This window comes from Chitinilyticum aquatile DSM 21506, from assembly GCF_000430805.1.
GTDB lineage: Bacteria > Pseudomonadota > Gammaproteobacteria > Burkholderiales > Chitinibacteraceae > Chitinilyticum > Chitinilyticum aquatile.
Genome location: NZ_AUMS01000011.1, coordinates 33,577 through 53,200, shown reverse-complemented (window position 1 = coordinate 53,200; position 19,624 = coordinate 33,577). Strand labels below are relative to the sequence as shown.

The following is a 19,624-nucleotide window of genomic DNA, read 5'->3' as shown; positions in this document are numbered from 1 at the left end:
AGCTGTCGCAGAACGAGCAGGGGTGTTACGCAGCCAGCCCAGCCCGGGCTATTGATCAAGTTGTGTGATGTGATCGGTCGGGCAAGCTTGCTTGCAATGGACGCCGTTTCGCGAGTGCAAGGGGAAACTCCCTGCGGGGGAAAGCTCGCTGTGAGATCACGCGCGTTCCTGGTGCCTGATCAATGGATATCCATTGGGGTATGTGGCCATGTCCATTTTTTTTAAAAGGATATGGATATATACCCAAGTTTTCTCGAGCATGATGCTGGGCGCCGGCGGCCTGATGACCCGCTTTGCCAGAGCCAGAATGTAAAAACCCCTCCCGTTGCCGGGAGGGGTCTGTCTTCTGCGAGCAGGACTTACTGCTTGACCTTGCCCATTTCGGTCATCAGCTCGCCAGTGCTGGTGTCGCCGCTGAGTTCCCAGCTCATCACACCGGCCATGCCGTTGTCCTTCACATACTTCACCTTGGTCGCGATGGTTTGCGGGGTGTCGTAAGTCCAGAAGGTGCTGCCGTCATACTTGTAGGACTGACCGCCCTGATAGTGAACGGTGCCGGCGCGGTTCTTGATCACCTTGTAGTCCTCGATGCCCTTCTCGTAGGTGCCGGTGGCAGCGTCGGAAGACTTCTGGTACAGGCCGTTGTTGGCGTTGGTCACGCCGGTCCAGCCGCGGCCGTAGAACGGAATGCCGACCACCATCTTGTTCTTCGGAACGCCTGCTGCGGCCAGTGCCTTCACCGCGCCATCGGTGCTGACATAGCCTGCCTTGCCGTAGCGCGGGCTGGCCGGATCGTCATACAGATTGGCCTGATGATCGGTCGGGCCTTGCGCATCCCAGCCACCCTGGTAGTCATAGGACATCAGGTTCAGCCAGTTCAGCGACTTGATGTACGCGGCCGGATCGGTTGCAGCAATCTTGTCGTAGCCGACGCCGATGGCTTCGGTCAGCAGGTACGGCTTGCCGGTCGAGGCGGAGAGCGCGTCGAGCTGCTTGCGGAACTCCTGCATCAGTGCGACGTGGTTGGCCTTGTCATTGACCGGATCAACGGTGTTGTAGCCGATACCCTGAACGCCGACGAATTCCCAGTCGATGTCGATACCGTCAAATACGCCGGCAGCTGCTGCTTCGCCGCCACGGCCATCGATCACCGGCAGGTTGCCCTTGATGTAGGTGTCGATGCACGAAGCCACCAGTTGCTTGCGCAGCGCGTCGGTCTTCGATGCGGCCGAGAAGTACTTGGACCACGACCAGCCGCCCAGCGAGATGAAGACCTTGATGTTCGGATACTTGGCCTTCAGCGCCTTCAGTTCGCGGAAGTTGCCGGCCAGCTTGTCGTCCCACTTGATGGTGTCGGACGGGTCGACGCGGCGGTTCGGGGTGCGACCGAAGTCAGCCCAGGCGTCGCCGCCGGTGCCATCACCGCTTTCGGCCTTGTTCACGATGCCGCATTCATAACCACCGTTTTTGGCGTAGATGTTGCCGAAGGCGTAGTTGATGAAGGTGAGCTTGTCGGCGGAGCCGCTGCTGACGATGTCGGCAACCTGGTAGTCACGGCCGTAAACACCCCACTGGGCAAAGTAGGAGCCAACCTGCTTGCTGGTTGGAGCCGCAGCGCCGTCAGTAACCGGAGTCGGGGTGACAGTCGGCGTCGGAATGACGGTCGGGGTAGCTGTCGGCGTCGCGGTCGGTGTCGGAGTGGCAGTCGGCGTCGGAGTGGCAGTCGGTGTTGCTGTAGCCGTCGGTGTCGGTGTGACTGTCGGGGTGGCCGTCGGTGTCGGAGTTGCAGTCGGGGTGGCTGTCGGTGTTGCGGTTACGGTACCGCCCGTGCAGGCGCCCAGATCTTTCCACGGACCCCATTCGGAGCTGCTCGGGGTGTCGGTGGTCCACCACTTCGCTTCGTAGTTGCGGCCGTTATAGGTCACACGGTTCGGCGAGACATAGGCGGTACCGGACTTCCAGGCGTCATAGCAGCCGGCCGCCGGAGTCGGGGTTGTGGTCGGAGTCGGTGTCGGCGTTGCCGTCGCGGTCGGAACCGGTGTCGGAGTGGCCGTCGGTGTTGCAGTGGGGGTCGGAGTGACAGTGGAGACTCCGGCCGACTTCCACAGCGTCGGAGAGTCTTTCGGATTCCAGTTGGTGCCGACATAGGCGGTGTGCGTTACCAGTGCCTGATAGTCGCTACCCTGATAGCTCACATAGGAGCCAGCGTTGTAAGTATTGCCTTCCACCCATTGCGGATAGGCGTGTGCATAGGAAACAAGCATGGCAGCCGGCAGTGCAGCCAGACGGAACAGCTTCATCATTTGAAAATCCTCACTTCCTGATTGGAATCAGGCACCGTTGCGGAGGTGCCTTTTGCGCATCCTGCAGTCCGGAATGGCCGGATGCATTGCCGATGAATGAAACGGAACGAAGGGATGTCTTGCCTTGTTTTTATTGGCCAGGTGAGCAATGGGTAATTGCGCGTTAGTTATGTGTTCGGGCTGCAAATTGGCCGTTTCGTCCGACTTCTGTTCATTCATGACGCAGCCAATTTTTCATTTGCACGGATCGCTGTCAATGCGGCTTTGCTGTCGGAATTCTTGCTCTGGACGAGTGGTATTGGCAGGAGGGGCCGATTGCTGCCTGCCGTTCTCGTGTTGTCTTAATGCTTTCGTTTTATTAAAGGAAAGTGGTTAGGCAATATGCCATTGCCATGTGTACGAGGAATAGATGGTGTTGCTGGAGCGTGCTGGTTTCAGTCGGAATGACAGGTGTTATGTCCCCGTTCTGAAATTGCTGGTTCATTTCTTCGTACAGCCTAATGCCAGTAGGCTTGTTGCCATGGTTGGGGGTAGCGGATAGACGCTGGCGGTTTATTTTCACTTTTATTTCCGATGAACGGCAGGTGATTGTCACACGGTGAACACACATCCGGGCGACAGGGAGGGGGCGGCAAGGACAGGGCCATGGCTGGTGTAATCCGTTACACTGCCCGTCTGTCTGGAACCGGATTGCCTTGTCGTGGAGTTTGACCCCCGCCAGTTGCGCCTGCTTGCCGTGTGCCGCCAGCTCGATTTCCGGCTGGCCGAGCCCTGGCGGCTGGATGATCTGGCGCGGCTGGCCTGCTATTCGCGTGATCATTTCGAGCGGATGTTCGGCGATCTGACCGGACATACCCCCATCGACTATCTGCGCCGCCGCCGTCTGCTGCAGGCCGCGTTGCGCGTCCGCCACGAGCAGACTGGTCTATTGCAGATTGCCCATGAGAGCGGTTTTTCGTCCGACAGCGTGTTTTCCCGCAATTTCCGCCAGGCCTTCGGCTGCAGCCCACGCGATTGGCGGGCGGAAGGCTGGCGCGATTTCCATCTGGCCATCCAGGCACGCTGGCGCAGGCTGCACGAATCAGACCCCGACGACATCGGCGACGAGGCGCTGCTGGCTGCACTCGAAGTACACAAGCCCGATATACCCCGTCAGGCGCGCGTGCGGTATTGCCGGCCCCAGCCGGTGTGGCTGGCACGCGCTTTCGGCCTCTGGGGCAATCGCGCCGGTACGCACTGGCTGCAGCTGGCCGCCAGCCTGCCGGTTGCGGCCGCGTCGCCGCTCTGCTGCGGCATTACCCGGGAAGACCCGGCCTTCATTGCCGGTGATGAAGGCGTACAGGACTGGGCAATCATCAGTGATGCGCCGCCGCCACCTGGCTGGCTGGCCGACAGGCTGCCGGGGGGCTACTACCTGTGCCTGCGTTATCGCGGCCCCGGTGCGCAATTTCGCTGGCTGTACGCCGAATGGCTGGAGCAGCAGTCGCTGTGGACGGTCGACGCCCGTCGCCCGCACCTGGGGCTGTGGCGTGAGCAGGGCGAAATGCTGGACGGGGAGCTGCGAATTCCGGTGCGGCGCGCGTAAAAAGGCGATTTTCGTCAAGTCGGCCCGCCGGCTTCACGTACTATGCTGGCGCGTTGAAATTACGGAGTAAGCATTATGCGATTGATTGCAGGGCTGGCTTTCTTGCTGCTGTCCAGCCTGGCGCTGGCCGCCACAAGCGCGGCGCGGCAGGAAGGGCGTCTGGAAGGGCGTCTGCAGAATGGCGTGCGTTATCTGATCCAGCCGCACGCCAATCCGCCGGGCAAGGTTGATTTCCGCCTGCAGGTCGATACCGGCTCGCGTGACGAGCTGGATGACGAGCAGGGTATTGCCCATCTGGTCGAGCATATGGCCTTTCGCCGCACGACGCATTTCGGCAAGGGTGAAGTGGTCGACTTCCTCAATAGCCAGGGCATGCGCTGGGGCAATGAGAGCAATGCCTGGACCGGTTTCGAGGAAACCGTGTACCACTTCAGCGTCAACAGCAATAGCGTTGCGCGCGCGGTACAGCTGACGGCCGACTGGGCGGGCGGTATCGAATTCGATGCCGGCGAGCTGGCCACCGAGCGCAGCATCGTGGTTGACGAACTGCGCATGCGCAGCAACGACATGCGCCCCTGGCTGGATTTCCTGGATACCTTCTATCCGGGGCGCGAATACAGCAACCGCATGCCGATCGGGCAGACCGAGGTCATCGAAGGTCTGCCGCTTGCACGCATCAAAGCCTTTTATCGCCGCAATTATGTCGGACCGCGCATCACACTGATCGTGGCCGGCGATATTGATGCGCCAGTCGTGGAAAAACAGGTGCAACAGGCCTTTGCCACTGTTCCGGCGGGTCCGCAGCCACCCGCCCGGCCCAGGGCCGAGCCGCTGCGCGAGCTGGGCCTGTTCACCAATTATCAGGCCAGCGGCCTTGCCAGCTCGCGCGTGGGCTGGGGCTGGATCGAAGTGTGGGGCGGCGTGCCGACCGACACCGGGCTGCTGCGTGATTACCAGCGTTTCCTGCTGCTTTCGCTCCTGCAGCGCCGGCTGCAGGCACAGACAGGCCCGGTCTTCGAGACTACGGACTTCTACCGTGAGGACAGTGTTCCGCATCTGCTGGCATGGTCGCTCGTCGTCCAGCCGCAAAGCGGCCAGGTGCTGCCGGCGCTGGAAGCCGTGCTGCGCGAAGCCGAGCGTGCGCGGCGCAACGGTTTTTCCGCCGACGAGGTTGCCGAAGCGCAGCGCCTGTACCGTGCCACTGCCGAAGCGAATGCTCGCCAGCCGCTGACGAACGAAGGCTGGGCGAACATTCTGCGCCTGCATGTCGCGCAGGGTTACCTGCCCGAAACGGCAGCCGACTGGCTGGCCCGCCTGCCGGCGTTTGAAGCCGCCAGTACGCCCGCCGCGCTGCAGGCGGCGCTGGATGCACTGCTGCAAAGCCCCGGTCTGGTGGCCGGCGTGTTCCGCGCGCCCAATGATGACGCTGGCAAATTTGGTGTGGTTGATCTTGCCGATGTCACGGCCATTCGCGACAGGGTAGTCAAGAGCGAGCTTTCCGGCGGGCAGCGCAAGGTGGAAAACCGCAAGCTGCTGGCTTCGCTGCCAGAACCGGGCGGGATCAGGACAGAGAAGAGTGTGGCAGGCGGCGGGATCTGGCAGCTGGCCAATGGGGTCGAGGTACTGTGGCAGCGCCGTCTGCAGCCGGACGAGCGCATCGGCATTGCGCTGCGCGGCGATGGCGGCATGCTGGGCTTGCCCGAACCCCTGCGCCTGGCCGGCGCCGCTCTGCCGACCTACATGACCAGCACGGGACTGGATGGCTTTACCCGCCAGCAGTGGCTGGACGCATTGACCGGCCACGATTTCATGCTGCAGCCCTGGGTGGGCGTCGAAGAACATGGCATTCGCGGGGAAGCTGCACCGGCCGAGCTGGAAACGACGCTGCAGGTGCTCTATCTGATGCTGCAAGAGCCGCCGCACGATCAGGGCGCACGCAATTTCACGGTTGAGCAGATCAACAAATGGCTCAATGGTGATCGCCGCGATCAGGTGTCGCTGTTGGCCCATGGCCGGGCCTGGCCCTGGCAGCCGTGGTCGGAGCAGGATGTGAAACTGCTGATCACCAGCGAAATCCGCTCTGCGCACCAGGCCTTGTTCGCCAACCCGGCGCTACTGCGCCTGAGCATCACCGGTGTTGCCGATCCGGAGGCCATCAAGCCGCTGGTGCAGCGCTACCTGGGATCGCTCAGGCTGGCGCAACAGCGTCCGGAGCTGCGGTCGATCAGCCTGATGCCGCTGAGCCCGGTTCACGTGCTGGCCGGGCCGGCACGGCATGAGGCCTGGCTGAACTGGCGCTTTGCGACACCGCAGGCGGTGACGGCCCGCGATGCCTGGCTGCTGGAAGCGCTGTCGGACATCCTGCGGCAGCGGCTGCTCCCTGTACTGCGCTTCGATGGTGCGCTGAGCTATGCCGTGCATAGTGAGTACGATCTGGGAGCGGGGCAGGGGGCGATCTTGCAGCTCAGGAATGTCGGCCCTTCTGACCAGTGCAGCAAAATGGTCGAGCTGACACTCCGGGAGCTGGCACAGCTCAAGCGCGAAGGCATCAGCGCGCAGGAGCTCACTGCCGTCCTCGAGCGCGAACAGAAAATGCTGGCGGACCGGCCGCAGAAGCCCTCCGATTACGCCAGCGCCATGAGTTTCCACCTGCGCTACGGGGAAGACCGCAGCTGGCTCGCGCCCGATCTGCAAAAGGTGCTCACGGTGGACAGCATCAATGCAGCGGCACGGCGCTGGCTCACCCCGCAGAGCGCCTACCTGGTCACCCAGGGCTGCAGTACGGCCTTCGGCGACGAGGATCTTGCGCGGATGTGGAAGGTGGCGAAGTAAAGCCCATGGGTATTGCTCTGCAGCCATTTTATAGTAATGGCTGCAGGGCAATACCCTTTGATTTATTGAATGGCAATCACAGCAGCGTGAAGGCCACCATGCCGACGACTGCACCGGTCGTGCCCAGAATCGTTTCCATGATGGTCCAGGTTTTGAGCGTCTGGATTTCCGTGGCGCCGGTGAATTTGCCGAACAGCCAGAAGCCCGAATCATTCACATGGCTGAGCACGATCGAGCCGCCGGCAATGCAGACTGACAAGGCCGCCAGTTGCGCGCCGGAGAAACCCAGTGTTTCCACCACCGGCAGTACCAGTCCGACGGTCGTCAGGCAGGCAACGGTGGCCGAGCCCTGGATCACGCGCACCGCTGCAGCCAGTACGAAGCACGCCAGCGCAATCGGCAGGCCGGCACCGATCAGTGCGTTGCCGAGCGCCGGGCCAACACCGGAATCGACCAGCACCTGCTTGAATACGCCACCGGCACCGGTCACCAGCAGGATGATGCCTGCCGGCTGCAGCGCGGCGCTGCACACGTTCATGACCTTGTCGCTGCTCATGCCACGGCGGATGGCCAGGCCATAGATGGCAACCAGACACGCCGCCAGAATCGCGGTGAAGGGGTGGCCGATGAACTGCAGCCAGTGATAGAGCGAGGTGCCCGGCTCGACAAAACGCGCACCGATGGTTTTGCAGCCGACCAGCAGCAGCGGGAAGAGCACCAGCGCCAGCGAGAAGCCGAAGGAGGGCATCTGGTGCTGGCCGAGGCTGGGCTCGCTCACGTCTTCCGGCAGGCTAAGCGTCACGTGCTTGCTGATGAAGTTGCCGAACAGCGGGCCGGCCAGCAGCATGCCGGGGATGGCTGCCGCGAGGCCGATCAGGATCATCCAGCCAAAATCGGCATTCATCTGCGAAGCGAGCAGCATCGGCGTCGGGCCCGGCAGCAGGAACGCTGCCGCTGCAGCAACACCGGCAAAGAGCGGAATCGCCAGCTTCACGACATTGCCGCCGGTGCGGCGCGCCACGGCGAACACCACGCCGATCAGCAGCACGATCGCCACATCGAAGAACAGCGGCAGCGCACACACCAGGCCCGCGATGCCGAGCGCAAAGTGCGCGCGGTTTTCACCGAACTTGTGCAGGAGCTTTACCGCGATCTGGTCGAGGGCGCCCGTCTCGTGCAGGATTTTGCCGAACATCGCGCCGAGCGCGACCACGATGGCCAGAAAGCCCAGCGTGCCGCCCATGCCTTTCTGCATGGTCTCGGCGATCTTGTCCAGCGGCATGCCGGAAAACACACCGGCGCCGATCGACACCAGCATCAGCGCAATAAAGGCGTGCATGCGCGCCTTCATCACCAGAAACAGCAAGAGCAGCACCGATCCCAGTGCCGTGAGTACGAGAGTTAGGGTATCCATGGCTAACCTCCTTATTTGCTGGCTTGCAGCCGGATATGGCTGAGGGCATCGGCAACCACGCCATCCAGTGGCTGACTGATGTCGACGACAAACACGCCAGCCTCGTCGGCTTGCGGCTCTTCCAGCGCGGCAAACTGCGAGGTCAGCATGCCGGCTTTCTGGAAATGCCCCTGCCGAGCCAGCAGGCGCGCCTCGATGGTGGCGTAATCGCCGCGCAGATAGATGAAGGACAGGCCCGGATTGCCTTCGCGCAGGCGGTCACGATAGCGCTTTTTCAGTGCGGAACAGACGATGACCGAGACGGCATTGGTCCGCTGCATGGCAAAGGCGGCGTCATTGAGCGCAGCGAGCCAGGGCGCGCGGTCGGCGTCGTCAAGCGGCGTGCCACTGGCCATTTTTTCGATGTTGGCGCGAGGATGCAGGAAATCGCCATCGAGAAAGGCGCAGCCGGTGGCCTGGGCGACGGCGCTGGCGACAGCGGATTTGCCGCTGCCGGATACGCCCATCAGGACATACACCTTGTGGGTGCTGGAAGGGTTCATGGTATCGACTCCGGGTTATTGGTTTGATGTTACCGGTAACTTGTTACGGGTAACATAATGCGACGAGACTACGGAGTCTGGCAAGTCCCCTTACCGCATTTCATCGAAAAAACGGCGGCTTTGTCACTTTTATGTCCGTTTGTCGCTGCTGGATACAGGTTTTCCTGTAGTCGATGTGAGTGGCGTTACGAAAGTCGGGGTGGTTGCCGGCGGGGTTGGCAATATGTCTTAGCTAATTTCGATAGTCAAAAACATTTGAAATTATTTAAGCAATAGCTTTAATGGATTGTCGTGATTGAATTATTCACATGGCTCTGACCGGAGGCTCTGTCTAAGCTGGTGCATGTTCCAAACCTGCACGACGTGCACTGAAAGGAGTTCCCGATGAGCAATGAAAGCAAATGTCCGTTCAGCGGCCAGCATGGTGCCCGCAGCACCATTGGCACCCGCTCCAACCGCGACTGGTGGCCCAAGCTGCTGAACCTTGGCATCCTGCACCAGCATGCACCGGCATCCAGCCCGATGGATGCGGATTTCAACTATGCCGAAGCCTTCAGGAAGCTCGACTACGCCGCGCTGAAGGCCGACCTGAAAGCGCTGATGACCGATTCGCAGGACTGGTGGCCGGCCGACTGGGGCCACTACGGTGGTCTCTTCATCCGCATGGCGTGGCACAGTGCCGGCACCTACCGCACTGCGGACGGCCGTGGTGGCGCCGGCACCGGCAACCAGCGCTTCGCTCCGGTGAACAGCTGGCCGGACAACGGCAACCTCGACAAGGCGCGGCGCCTGTTGTGGCCGATCAAGCAGAAATACGGCAACGCGATTTCCTGGGCCGATCTGATGATTCTGGCCGGCAATGTCGCGCTCGAGTCGATGGGATTCAAGACCTTCGGCTTCGGTGGCGGCCGGGCCGACATCTGGCAACCGGAAGAAGACATCTATTGGGGTGCGGAAAAGGAATGGCTCGCGACCAGCGACAAGGAAAACAGCCGCTACAGCGGTGAGCGTCAGCTCGAAAACCCGCTCGCCGCCGTGCAGATGGGGCTGATCTATGTGAACCCGGAAGGCCCGGACGGCAATCCGGACCCGGTAGCCTCCGGCCGCGATGTGCGCGAGACGTTCGCCCGCATGGCGATGAATGACGAGGAAACGGTAGCGCTGGTCGCCGGCGGGCATACGTTTGGCAAGGCGCACGGCGCGGGGGATCCGGCACTCGTCGGCCCCGAGCCGGAAGCTGCCCCGCTCGAAGCCCAGGGCCTGGGCTGGATCAACCGCTTTGGCACAGGCAAGGGGGGCGATACCACCACCAGCGGCATCGAAGGTGCATGGAAACCCAACCCGACGACCTGGGATAACGGCTATTTCGACATGCTGTTCGGCTATGAATGGGAGCTGACCCGCAGCCCTGCCGGTGCGAAGCAGTGGGTGGCCAAGAACTGCAAACCCGAGCACCTGATTCCGGATGCACACGACCCGGCGAAAAAACACCCGCCGATGATGACTACTGCCGACCTGAGCCTGCGCTTCGACCCGATTTACGAGCCGATTGCACGGCGCTTCCACCAGGATCCGGCGGCCTTTGCCGACGCCTTTGCCCGTGCCTGGTTCAAGCTCACGCACCGCGACATGGGCCCGAAGGCACTCTACCTCGGCCCGGAAGTGCCCGCGGAAGACCTGATCTGGCAGGACCCGGTCCCGGCCGTCGATCACCCGCTGATCGACGCCGCCGACATTTCTGCCCTCAAGGGAAAGGTGCTGGCGTCCGGCCTGTCGGTGGCCGAACTCGTCTCGACCGCGTGGGCATCGGCGTCGACTTTCCGTGGTTCGGACAAGCGTGGCGGCGCCAACGGCGCACGCATCCGCCTTGCGCCGCAGAAAGACTGGGAAGTGAACCAGCCCGCGCAGCTCACCCGCGTGCTTGGCGTACTGGAAGGGATCCAGAGTGCATTCAATGGCGCGCAGAGTGGGGGCAAGAAGGTCTCGCTGGCTGACCTGATCGTGCTGGCTGGCGGCGCGGCAGTCGAGTTTGCGGCGAAAAAGGCCGGGCACGACGTTGTTGTTCCGTTTACACCGGGACGGACTGACGCTTCCCAGGCCCAGACCGACGCTGCTTCGTTTGCGCCGCTCGAGCCGCAGGCCGATGGCTTCCGCAACTACCAGAAGCAGAGCTACCGGGTGGCTGCCGAAGAATTACTGGTTGATCGCGCCCAATTGCTGGCGCTGTCGGCGCCGGAAATGACGGTGCTCGTCGGCGGTCTGCGCGTACTGGGTGCGAACGCCGGCAATACGCCGCATGGCGTATTCACCGCGCGGCCGCAAACCCTGAGCAACGACTTCTTCGTCAACCTGCTCGACATGGGAACGACCTGGCAGCCACTGACGGAAGCCGGTGATACCTTTGAAGGGCGTGACCGCAAAACTGGCGTAGTGAAATGGACCGGAACGCGCGTCGATCTGGTGTTCGGCTCGAATTCGCAGCTGCGCGCGCTGGCCGAGGTATATGCGCAAGGCGATGCTGAAGCCAAGTTCGTGCGTGACTTTGTCGCCGCGTGGAGCAAGGTGATGAACCTCGACCGCTTCGATCTGCAATAAATCACAAGGGCATTCCGGCCGGAATGCTGGCTTCTTGCCACCTGCTGGCTGCTTCAACCCTGAAGCAGCCTTTTTCGTTGTCTGGACGGCATGATCGGAGCCTTGCTGGTCCAGTCATAGCCGACTGGGATGTAAGAATTTAGCAGGTATATGCGTTTGGCCTTTATCAATGAATGGCTTTATGTTTATACATTGTTATGTATATAGGATTGGGCCTGCTTGATCCGGGCTGCATGCAGGAAGAGGGGAGGCAAGAAAAAAGCGCACCGGCTGGTGCGCTTTTTCGGGTGATGCAATGACAGTCGCTTATGCGCGCAGCGTCTCAATGCCGCCCAGGTAGGGGCGCAGCACTGCTGGAACGGTGATCGAGCCGTCGGCGTTCTGGTAGTTTTCCAGTACGGCGACCAAGGTGCGGCCGACGGCCAGGCCGGAGCCGTTCAGCGTGTGCACCAGTTCATTCTTGCCCGCTTCGTTCTTGAAGCGCGCCTGCATGCGGCGGGCCTGGAAGGCGCCCATGTTGGAGCAGCTGGAAATCTCGCGATAGGTGTTCTGCGCCGGCAGCCACACTTCCAGGTCGTAAGTCATCTGGCTGGAGAAACCCATGTCGCCGGTGCACAGCAGCACCTTGCGGTACGGCAGCTCCAGCAGCTGCAGGATGCGTTCGGCGTGGCCGGTGAGTTCTTCCAGCGCAGCTTCTGATTGTTCCGGATGAACGATCTGCACCAGCTCCACCTTGTCGAACTGGTGCTGGCGGATCATGCCGCGTACGTCGCGGCCATAGGCGCCGGCCTCGGAGCGGAAACACGGGGTGTGGGCAGTGAACTTCAGCGGCAGCTCATCCATCTTCAGGATGGTGTCGCGCACGAAATTGGTCACCGACACTTCGGCGGTCGGGATCAGGTACAGCGAGCTGTCGTTGTGCGGCACCTTGAAGAGATCTTCTTCGAACTTTGGCAGCTGGCCGGTGCCATGCATGCTGGCCGCGTTGACGAGATACGGGGTGTAGACCTCTTCGTAACCGTGTTCATTGCTGTGCGTGTTCAGCATGAACTGAGCCAGTGCACGGTGCAGCTTGGCAATATGGCTTTTCAGTACGGTAAAGCGTGCACCGGAGAGTTTTGCGCCGGTTTCGAAATCCAGCCCCAGCGGTGCGCCCAGATCGACGTGATCCTTCACCTCGAAATCAAACGAACGCGGCGTACCCCAGCGGAGGATTTCCCGGTTCTCGGTTTCATCCTTGCCGACCGGCACCGAATCCATCGGAACATTCGGGATGGCGGCCAGCAGCGCTTCCATCTTGCCCTGCAGATCAGAAAGTGCGGTTTCGCTGGCGGCGAGTTCACTTTTCAGGTTTTCCACCTGCGCCATGATGGGGGCCACATCTTCGCCCTTGGCCTTGGCCTGGCCGATGGACTTGGACACGCTGTTGCGTTGCGCCTGCAGTTCCTGGGTCTTGGTCTGCAGGGTTTTGCGCTCGGCTTCAAGCAGCGAGAAGGCGGCGGTGTCGAGGTCGAATTTGCGGGTTTTCAGGCGGGCGGCAGCGCCGTCCAGATCGTTGCGCAGCAGATTGATGTCCAGCATGGCGGGCTCGGGTCGAATAAGCAAAAGGCAGATTCTACACCATGCCGGCAGAGGGCTGGAGATGGGGTGTTTGCGCATTGCCTCTATCGTTTTTCCATAGAGCATAGGCATGATCAGCACTGAACCAATCATTCGCTTTTAGTGAAAGCGTAGGATTTAACAAATCTTGCGGAAATCATGTCAAGGCATAGACTCGCATCCATTGCCACTCTATTGTGATGAATCTCGTCGGTAAATTCGTAAGGAGGTCGTATGGGTACCACTAACCAAATATTCCCGCTGTTGCGTGCCACTTCCTGCGTTCTGCTCCAAGCGCACCGGTAGAGCGCTTTCCGGAAGTGGCTCGCGTATTCATTACATTCAGGTAATGGTGCGCGCATCCACATACGGAAACTTGCGTGAAAACGATTCAGTTACTCAATCAGCAACAACTTTCCCAGCCTGTCGCCATCGCACTTGCCCGGCATCGCGTATTGCGCGAGAGCCACCCGTGTTTGCCTCGCCGTAGTGCCAGTGATTTTGCTGCCCGCCTTGGCTGGATGCTGGAGCATGGTCGCGTTCTGGCGCTTTGCGAGAGTGAAGATGTGCTGGCCTACTGGGCCAGCTTTCGCATCGATAACTTTCGCAATCTAGGCCCGGGCGAATATTGCCCGGACTGGGCCAACGGCGCCCGTGTAGATCTTGATGTCACGACCCGTATCCGCTGCTATCGGCTGCTGTACCGGGAAATGGCCGCGCGAGCGGTGTCGCAAGGCACGCCGGTGCATGCCATCAGCGTTTACGCGTACGATGAGGCAGTCATGGAGGCCTTGAGCCTGAGCGGGTTCGGGCGCATCGTCACCGACCGGGTTCAGACGATGGCTGACTTGCAAAACATGCTGTCGGCCGCCACACGACAGGAAAGCGCCGCTACGATCCGGCTGGCATCGGGCAATGATAGTGCTGCCTTGTGCCAGTTCAACGGGCAGCTCGCTCAACACCTCGGGGCATCGCCGGTTTTTCTTCCTGCCCCTCGCGCCTGGGGCGCGCAGGAGTGGCATGACTGGTTGCATGAAGATGGGAATGTGGCTCTGGTTGCCGTGCAGCAGGGCGAGATATGCGGCTATATCAAGGCGGAAGGTTCGCAGTTTGATGTCAGCTATAGCCTGGAAGACCCGGCCAATCTCTCGATCAGCGGGCTATTTGTTGCCCCGGAACTGCGGGGCCAGCAGATTGCCCGGCAATTATTGGCCGCTCTGGTCGATTATGGGCTGCAGCAGGGTCGCAGCTTCATGGCGGTAGATTGCGAAACCACAAACCTGGAGGCATTGGGTTTCTGGTCCCGGTTTTTCGAACCGGTGAACTGGAGCTATGAGCGCCGCATCTGAGCTGTTTACGCCCCGGGTCCGGATAAGAGTGTGGGCGTAACGGGGGGCTGGTGTAGGCATCTGGCCTGCTGCTGAAACAACAAGGTCGTCAGGACATGGCGGCCTTGTTGTGTATAGGCTTCTAGGCGAATAGGGCAAAGGTGTTTTGTCTGATGGGATGGAGGGTATTCACGGTCACGCCAGATCAAACACCAGCTCCTCGGCATTCACGCGGTCACCCGGTGTCAGCAGCGGTTCGCTGGTGAACATTAGCGCATCACCGGCAGCCTGGCGCCCGCGATTTATCGTGAGTTCGCTGCGCGCAACATGCGCCTCACCGTCATCAAAGGTGAAGTGCTCTCGAGCAACAAGACCATGCTTGCCTTCATTAAATGCCTCTGCTTCAGCATCCAGAAGCACCCAGATGACGACGGCCTGACGTGGGGGGGCAGTTTTACTGATGGGTATCTGGCTGTGGCTATTTATCAAAATTGGTTTGGAGTGCATACATTGGCATGTATGCTGATAAGGCGTCTCGTTCCGAGTGGTGCGTCACCGCAGTCACGGGAGCGCGGCGGTCTGCAAACATTCAGCCTGGCTCACCAGATGTTGATGGCCAGCAGCAGCATCAGTGTCACCAGCCAGCAGCTTGCCCAGCGCGGGCTGCGGTCGATCAGCCAGAAGCCGCAGGCGGCGTGCACGGCAAATACGGGCAGGCCAAAGGCAAAATCGACATGATGATTCGTAACCCACAAATGCGGTGCGAACGTGGCGCTAACCCGCGCCAGAAAGGCTTCCGCGCCATCCAGACGACCTACGCTGCTGCGTAGCAGCAGTAATGCGCCCAGCCAAGTAAAGGCGTAATACAGCCAGTAAGCCTGCTGGCGCTTGCGGCGTTCGCTGCGCGTTGCCCCCTGCGCTTGCCGGGCGGCCTGCCGTTCGTGTGCTTCACTGCGGGCTGCGGCGGTGCCGTGGTGCAGTTGGTAATCAAAGCCGCGTCGTGCCAGCTCCTCGCGGGCGAGGCCGATGGCCAGTTGCGTATATTCTTCTGGTGACGCATGGGCGATACGCAGGAGGCTGGCCTCGTCCAGCTCGCGAAAGCGTGCACTCAGCGCTTGCGGATCGGCCTGCATCGTGACTCCTGTTCGTCGATTTGCTGCCAAGGCTATCACGCAGGCGTGATGCGCGGCTGCAAACAAACAGGGGACAGCCACGGTTTTATGGCGCAAAGCCATGGGCTGTCCCGTGTTTTCCAGACGTCACGCCAGATCAAACACCAGCACCTCGGCATTCACGCCGTCACCCAGTGTCAGCAGCGGCTCGCCAGTCAGCATCAGCGCATCACCGGCAGTCAGGCGTTCGCCATTGACCGTGAGTTCGCCGCGTGCCAGATGCACATACACGCGGCGGCCGTCTTCAATCGGAAACACGCTGCATTCCGTGCCGTCGAAGAGGCCCAGATACAGCTTCGCATCCTGGTGAATGGTTACGCTGCCATCCCGGCCATCGGGGCTGGCGGCGATTCGCAGGCGGCCGCGCTTTTCGCTTTCCGGAAACTCGGCTTCCTCGTAGCTTGGCGTGACGTTTTTCACGTTCGGCATGATCCAGATCTGCAGCAGGTGCGTAGCCGCATCGTTCTGCGGGTTGAACTCGCTGTGCAGGATGCCGGTGCCGGCGCTCATTCTTTGTACGTTGCCGGGGCGGATGGTCGAGCCGTTGCCCATGCTGTCCTTGTGCGCAATTGCGCCGTCGAGCACATAGGTGATGATTTCCATGTCGCGGTGCGGGTGCATCGGGAAGCCGCCACCAGCGGCGATGCGGTCGTCGTTGATCACGCGCAGCGCGCCGAAATGCATGTGTGCCGGGTCGTAGTATTCAGCAAAGGAAAAGCTGAAGCGGCTGTCGAGCCAGCCGTGATTGGCATGGCCACGTTCATGGGCGGGGCGGCGGGTCAGCATGGCGATCTCCTTCATGTATTTTGAATTGATGAGGTCATGATAAGACTTGCCTTGCGGGCATAGGCCGAAATATATTGACCCTCATGGTCAAATTTTTTGCATGGAGTGGTCGATGCTGCGGCTGAACCTGGAATCGCTGGAAGTGATCGACGCCATCGCGCGGCGCGGCAGTTTTGCCGCCGCCGCCGAAGAAGTGCACCGCGTGCCTTCTGCGGTGACATATATGGTGCGCAAGCTGGAAGACGACCTTGGCGTGCAGCTGTTTGACCGCAGTGGTCACCGCGCGAAGCTCACGCCCGCAGGCAGCGCGCTGCTGGAAGACGGCCGCAATCTGCTGCGCGCGGCGGGCGAGCTGGAATGCCGGGTGAAGCGGGTCGCCACCGGCTGGGAAACCGAGCTGCTGATCGCGGTGGACGTGATTCTGCCGCTGACGCCACTGCTGCCGCTGATTGCCGAATTCGATGCGCTCGGCAGTGGCACGAGGCTGCGCATCAGCCGTGAATCGCTCGGCGGCAGCTGGGATGCGCTGCACGAGCGCCGTGCGGATCTGCTGGTGGGCGCGACGCAGGATGGGGCGGCCAGCGGTGGTTATCTCAGCCGGCCGATGGGCGAGGTGCCGATGGTGTTTGCCGTGTCGCCGCGTCATCCGCTGGCCAGCCACCCTGAGCCGATTCCGGCGGCCGTGGTGCAGCAGCACCGCGCCGTGGTGGTCAGCGACAGCTCGCGCAGCCTGTTGCCGCGCACGGTGGGCCTCCTGGCCGGACAGGAAAAGCTGAATGTCCCGGACATGGAGGCCAAGCTCGCCGCCCAGATCGCCGGACTGGGTTGCGGCAATCTGCCGTTACCGCTGGTGCGCCCGGCAGTAGACGCCGGGCAGCTGGTGATCCGCCAGCTGGAATCCCCGCTGAGCGCGGCGCGCTGCTGCATGGCCTGGCGCAATGACGGGCAGGGGCAGGCGCTGCAATGGTGGGTGCGGAGGCTCGAAGCCGATCAGGGCTTTGCCTGCTGGATGCAGCGCTGATGCGCGCGGTACTGTGTTGTCTGCTGCTGGCGCTGGCCGCTTGCCAGCCCGCGTCGCCGCCCGCAGAGCCTGAGCCTGCCGGGATCGAACTGGCCTGGCTGGCGGAGCAGGATGGAGCACGCATTGATGTGGCACCGCTGGGCGGCACAGCGCGAGTTGTCTCGCTGGCGCTGGGCTGGACGGATGCGCAGGGGATGTTTCATGGCTGGCGTGCCGAGGGCGTGGCTGAATGTTCTGAGCGTGCCGCCGCCGCCGCGGTGCGGCTCTTGCGCTACGGCGAGCCAGTGGCGTGCCTGCGTACCACGCAGCTGGATGCCTGGCAGCCCGGCCACGAGTGGCAACTGACACTGAATTACGACATCGAACCCGGTGTGCGTCCGGCTATGCCGCGCCGCTGTGCAAAGCCGACCGAATGCCCGCAACTGGCGAATTAATGCTGCAGGGTATGTGGCTTTAGCCATTTATCCGCAATGGCTGCAGAGTAATACCCAGCAAAAAGCCGGCTTATGCCGGCTTTTTGCTGGGGTGGTGGCGCTTACTTGCCGCCCATCGCTTCGATCTGGATGGTCAGCTTCACGTCGTCGCCCACGGCCGGCACATAGGTCTTCATGCCGAATTCGCTGCGCTTGATGGTGGCGGTGGCATCTGCGCCGCACCACGGCTTTTTGGCCATCGGGTGGGATTCCACACACTTGAAGTTTTCCACTTTCAGTGTCAGCGGCTTGGTCACGCCCAGCAGGGTGAAATCACCCGAAACGGCAACCAGCTTTTCGCCTTCGAACTTCAGGCTCTTGCTCTTGAAGGTCATGGCCGGGAATTTGGCGACGTTGAAGAAGTCTTCCGATTTCAGATGCTCGTCACGCTTGGCCCAGCCGGTGTCGATGCTGGCAGCGTCAATGCTGATGTCAACCGAACCGGTCTTGGCGGCCTGGTCCAGCACGATGGTGCCGGTGGTCTTGTTGAAGCGGCCATGCTGGGTGGAAAAGCCCAGATGATCGACTTCGAACTGCGGGTAGGTGTGCGACTGATCGATGCTGTAGTTCATCGGGGCGGCAGTGGCAAAGCCCGCAGTGGCCAGCAGGGCGGTAATCAGCAGTTTTTTCATGGTGTGTTCTCCAGGGGTTTCATCTGCGCGAGTCAGGTGCAGCGTGCTGCGCAGTAATCACGCTGCTGGATTGGTTTTGCGTTCTGCGATCAGTCCGGCTTGCCGGAGAGCAGCAGCTTGTATTTCACGACGACCTCGTCGGCGACGGTTTCGGTGTCGGCCCAGGCGCCTTCGCCAAGCTGGAAGCCCAGGCGTTTGAGTGCCACCGAGCCCTTGAGTTCAAGCTGGTCGCCGACTTGCGTGGCCGTCATCGGGCCAGCCACATCACGGGTGATGCCCTTGATGGTCAGTTTGCCTTTCACGTCGAACTTGCCACCGCCGAGCGCCTTCACGCTGGTGGCGGTGAAGGTGCCTTTCGGGAAGGCCGGCACATTGAACCAGGCCTTTTTCTTGGCCTCCGCGTTGCCGTCCGGGCCGCCGACGTCGATGGTGTTGAGGTCGACGACGATTTCGGCTTGGGTTTTTTCCGGCTTGGCCGGGTCGAAATTCACCTTGCCGGTGAAAGCCTTGAAGCCACCATCCACCTTGCCGCCCATCTGGGTGAAGGTGAAGTCGATGAAGCTCTTGCCGGGCACGACGGTCTGTGCGGCAAACAGCGGGGAACTTGCCAGCGCCAGTGCGCCGGCGAGCAACAGGGGTTTGAACATGATGTGTACTCCAGTGGTTTGGGATGCAGGGCTGGCATGGCCGTTCGGGATGCCGCCCCGTCTGTGTTGCATTGCAGGTCTGGTTCAGCGTCGCAGGAAGGGCAGCATGCGTGCCAGTGTCGTATCCTTGTCGATCACGTGGTGCTTGATTGCCGCTGCCGCGTGCAGCAGCACCAGTACCAGCAGCGTCCACGCCATCAGCTCGTGCGCTTCCTTGAAGAAATGTCCCAGCGCTTCATCCTTGCCCACCAGATCGGGCAGCGGAATCTTGCCGAACAGGATGACGCTGTAGCCCTTGGCCGAGCTCATCAGCCAGCCGGCGAGCGGCAGGGCGATCATCAGCAGATAGAGCAGGTGATGCACGCCGGTGGCCAGACCGCGCTGCCAGGCCGGTAGCGCCGCGTCGGCTTTCGGTGCGCCGCGGATGATGCGCCAGGCCAGTCGCGCACAGGCCAGCAGCAGCACGATGATGCCCAGCCATTTGTGCCAGCCGATCAGCCCGAATTTGGCGGGGGAGAGCGGCATGTCGTCGAAAATCAGCGCGAGGCTGAATACCCCGGCGATCAGCAGGGCAACGCCCCAGTGCAGCAGAATCTGCAGTTTGTCGTAGCCTTGCGGTGCTGGACGACTCATGGTGTGCTCCTTATCCAAATAAATTGAATGATGAGGGCATTCTAGAAGATGTTCCGTGCCCG

Annotated in this window: 16 protein-coding genes; 6 read left to right on the top strand and 10 right to left on the bottom strand. The window is 61.4% G+C overall.

The genetic code is table 11. From position 1 onward, the window contains the following. Positions 1-359: 359 nt before the first annotated feature. Entirely contained in the window at positions 360-2,303 is a 1,944-nt protein-coding gene (locus tag H559_RS0108315; protein WP_245579349.1) for a glycosyl hydrolase family 18 protein, read from the bottom strand. Between the two features lie 700 nt (positions 2,304-3,003). On the opposite strand from H559_RS0108315, the gene H559_RS21620 reads away from it, so the two are divergent. Next, the gene (locus H559_RS21620; RefSeq protein ID WP_028452329.1) at positions 3,004-3,888 is read left to right on the top strand and encodes a helix-turn-helix transcriptional regulator; all 885 of its coding nucleotides are present in this window, start codon (positions 3,004-3,006) and stop codon (positions 3,886-3,888) included. 75 nt (positions 3,889-3,963) lie between these two features. Next, a complete protein-coding gene (locus H559_RS0108300) occupies positions 3,964-6,720 on the top strand; it encodes a M16 family metallopeptidase (protein WP_028452328.1) in 2,757 nt (918 codons plus the stop codon). A gap of 76 nt (positions 6,721-6,796) precedes the next feature. Here the strand turns inward: H559_RS0108300 and gntU are convergent, their stop codons facing one another. Both gntU and gntK read right to left on the bottom strand, forming a co-directional pair. Then, positions 6,797-8,134: a gluconate transporter gene (gntU, locus tag H559_RS0108295; RefSeq protein ID WP_028452327.1), complete on the bottom strand. Its 1,338-nt coding sequence runs from the start codon at positions 8,132-8,134 to the stop codon at positions 6,797-6,799. An 11-nt stretch (positions 8,135-8,145) separates the two neighbouring features. Then, the gene (gene gntK / locus H559_RS0108290) at positions 8,146-8,676 is read right to left on the bottom strand and encodes a gluconokinase (protein WP_028452326.1); all 531 of its coding nucleotides are present in this window, start codon (positions 8,674-8,676) and stop codon (positions 8,146-8,148) included. 384 nt (positions 8,677-9,060) lie between these two features. Between gntK and katG the strand changes: the two genes are divergently transcribed. Further along, complete coding sequence (gene katG / locus H559_RS0108285) at positions 9,061-11,271, top strand: catalase/peroxidase HPI (protein WP_028452325.1); 2,211 nt, start codon at positions 9,061-9,063, stop codon at positions 11,269-11,271. Between the two features lie 306 nt (positions 11,272-11,577). Here the strand turns inward: katG and serS are convergent, their stop codons facing one another. After that, positions 11,578-12,852, bottom strand: a complete 1,275-nt coding sequence (gene serS, locus H559_RS0108280; RefSeq protein WP_028452324.1) for a serine--tRNA ligase — start codon at positions 12,850-12,852, stop codon at positions 11,578-11,580. 398 nt (positions 12,853-13,250) lie between these two features. Between serS and H559_RS0108270 the strand changes: the two genes are divergently transcribed. After that, complete coding sequence (locus H559_RS0108270; RefSeq protein ID WP_155845339.1) at positions 13,251-14,219, top strand: GNAT family N-acetyltransferase; 969 nt, start codon at positions 13,251-13,253, stop codon at positions 14,217-14,219. A 174-nt stretch (positions 14,220-14,393) separates the two neighbouring features. Here the strand turns inward: H559_RS0108270 and H559_RS19510 are convergent, their stop codons facing one another. The 3 genes from H559_RS19510 to H559_RS0108255 form a co-directional block, all read right to left on the bottom strand. Then, positions 14,394-14,618, bottom strand: coding sequence for a hypothetical protein (locus H559_RS19510; protein WP_034640396.1), 225 nt, complete (start codon positions 14,616-14,618; stop codon positions 14,394-14,396). A 179-nt stretch (positions 14,619-14,797) separates the two neighbouring features. Beyond that, positions 14,798-15,331: a hypothetical protein gene (locus H559_RS0108260; RefSeq protein ID WP_028452321.1), complete on the bottom strand. Its 534-nt coding sequence runs from the start codon at positions 15,329-15,331 to the stop codon at positions 14,798-14,800. Positions 15,332-15,457: 126 nt separating this feature from the next. Beyond that, positions 15,458-16,156, bottom strand: coding sequence for a pirin family protein (locus H559_RS0108255; protein ID WP_028452320.1), 699 nt, complete (start codon positions 16,154-16,156; stop codon positions 15,458-15,460). A gap of 112 nt (positions 16,157-16,268) precedes the next feature. On the opposite strand from H559_RS0108255, the gene H559_RS0108250 reads away from it, so the two are divergent. Then, positions 16,269-17,177, top strand: coding sequence for a LysR substrate-binding domain-containing protein (locus H559_RS0108250; protein ID WP_034640394.1), 909 nt, complete (start codon positions 16,269-16,271; stop codon positions 17,175-17,177). Further along, positions 17,177-17,611 carry a hypothetical protein gene (locus H559_RS0108245; RefSeq protein ID WP_028452318.1) on the top strand — a complete coding sequence of 145 codons (435 nt, stop codon included), beginning with the start codon at positions 17,177-17,179 and terminating at the stop codon, positions 17,609-17,611. The genes H559_RS0108250 and H559_RS0108245 overlap by 1 nt, the downstream gene beginning before the upstream one ends. 101 nt (positions 17,612-17,712) lie before the next feature. Here the strand turns inward: H559_RS0108245 and H559_RS0108240 are convergent, their stop codons facing one another. The 3 genes from H559_RS0108240 to H559_RS0108230 form a co-directional block, all read right to left on the bottom strand. Then, on the bottom strand, positions 17,713-18,282 hold the full coding sequence (locus H559_RS0108240; protein WP_028452317.1) for a YceI family protein: 570 nt from the start codon (positions 18,280-18,282) through the stop codon (positions 17,713-17,715). Between the two features lie 89 nt (positions 18,283-18,371). Then, positions 18,372-18,929 (bottom strand): YceI family protein, encoded by a 558-nt coding sequence (locus H559_RS0108235; protein ID WP_028452316.1) that lies wholly within the window; start codon positions 18,927-18,929, stop codon positions 18,372-18,374. 84 nt (positions 18,930-19,013) lie between these two features. Beyond that, positions 19,014-19,562 carry a cytochrome b gene (locus H559_RS0108230; RefSeq protein WP_028452315.1) on the bottom strand — a complete coding sequence of 183 codons (549 nt, stop codon included), beginning with the start codon at positions 19,560-19,562 and terminating at the stop codon, positions 19,014-19,016. Positions 19,563-19,624 lie beyond the last annotated feature (62 nt).

What these genes read in the sequence shown, in the direction of transcription:
- H559_RS0108300 (WP_028452328.1), top strand. Translation starts at nt 3,964, where the DNA reads ATGCGATTGATTGCAGGGCTGGCTTTCTTGCTGCTGTCCAGCCTGGCG.
- H559_RS0108235 (WP_028452316.1), bottom strand. Translation starts at nt 18,929, where the DNA reads ATGTTCAAACCCCTGTTGCTCGCCGGCGCACTGGCGCTGGCAAGTTCC.
- H559_RS0108250 (WP_034640394.1), top strand. Translation starts at nt 16,269, where the DNA reads ATGCTGCGGCTGAACCTGGAATCGCTGGAAGTGATCGACGCCATCGCG.
- gntU (WP_028452327.1), bottom strand. Translation starts at nt 8,134, where the DNA reads ATGGATACCCTAACTCTCGTACTCACGGCACTGGGATCGGTGCTGCTC.
- katG (WP_028452325.1), top strand. Translation starts at nt 9,061, where the DNA reads ATGAGCAATGAAAGCAAATGTCCGTTCAGCGGCCAGCATGGTGCCCGC.
- gntK (WP_028452326.1), bottom strand. Translation starts at nt 8,676, where the DNA reads ATGAACCCTTCCAGCACCCACAAGGTGTATGTCCTGATGGGCGTATCC.
- H559_RS0108240 (WP_028452317.1), bottom strand. Translation starts at nt 18,282, where the DNA reads ATGAAAAAACTGCTGATTACCGCCCTGCTGGCCACTGCGGGCTTTGCC.
- serS (WP_028452324.1), bottom strand. Translation starts at nt 12,852, where the DNA reads ATGCTGGACATCAATCTGCTGCGCAACGATCTGGACGGCGCTGCCGCC.
- H559_RS0108230 (WP_028452315.1), bottom strand. Translation starts at nt 19,562, where the DNA reads ATGAGTCGTCCAGCACCGCAAGGCTACGACAAACTGCAGATTCTGCTG.
- H559_RS0108260 (WP_028452321.1), bottom strand. Translation starts at nt 15,331, where the DNA reads ATGCAGGCCGATCCGCAAGCGCTGAGTGCACGCTTTCGCGAGCTGGAC.
- H559_RS0108255 (WP_028452320.1), bottom strand. Translation starts at nt 16,156, where the DNA reads ATGCTGACCCGCCGCCCCGCCCATGAACGTGGCCATGCCAATCACGGC.
- H559_RS0108315 (WP_245579349.1), bottom strand. Translation starts at nt 2,303, where the DNA reads ATGATGAAGCTGTTCCGTCTGGCTGCACTGCCGGCTGCCATGCTTGTT.
- H559_RS0108245 (WP_028452318.1), top strand. Translation starts at nt 17,177, where the DNA reads ATGCGCGCGGTACTGTGTTGTCTGCTGCTGGCGCTGGCCGCTTGCCAG.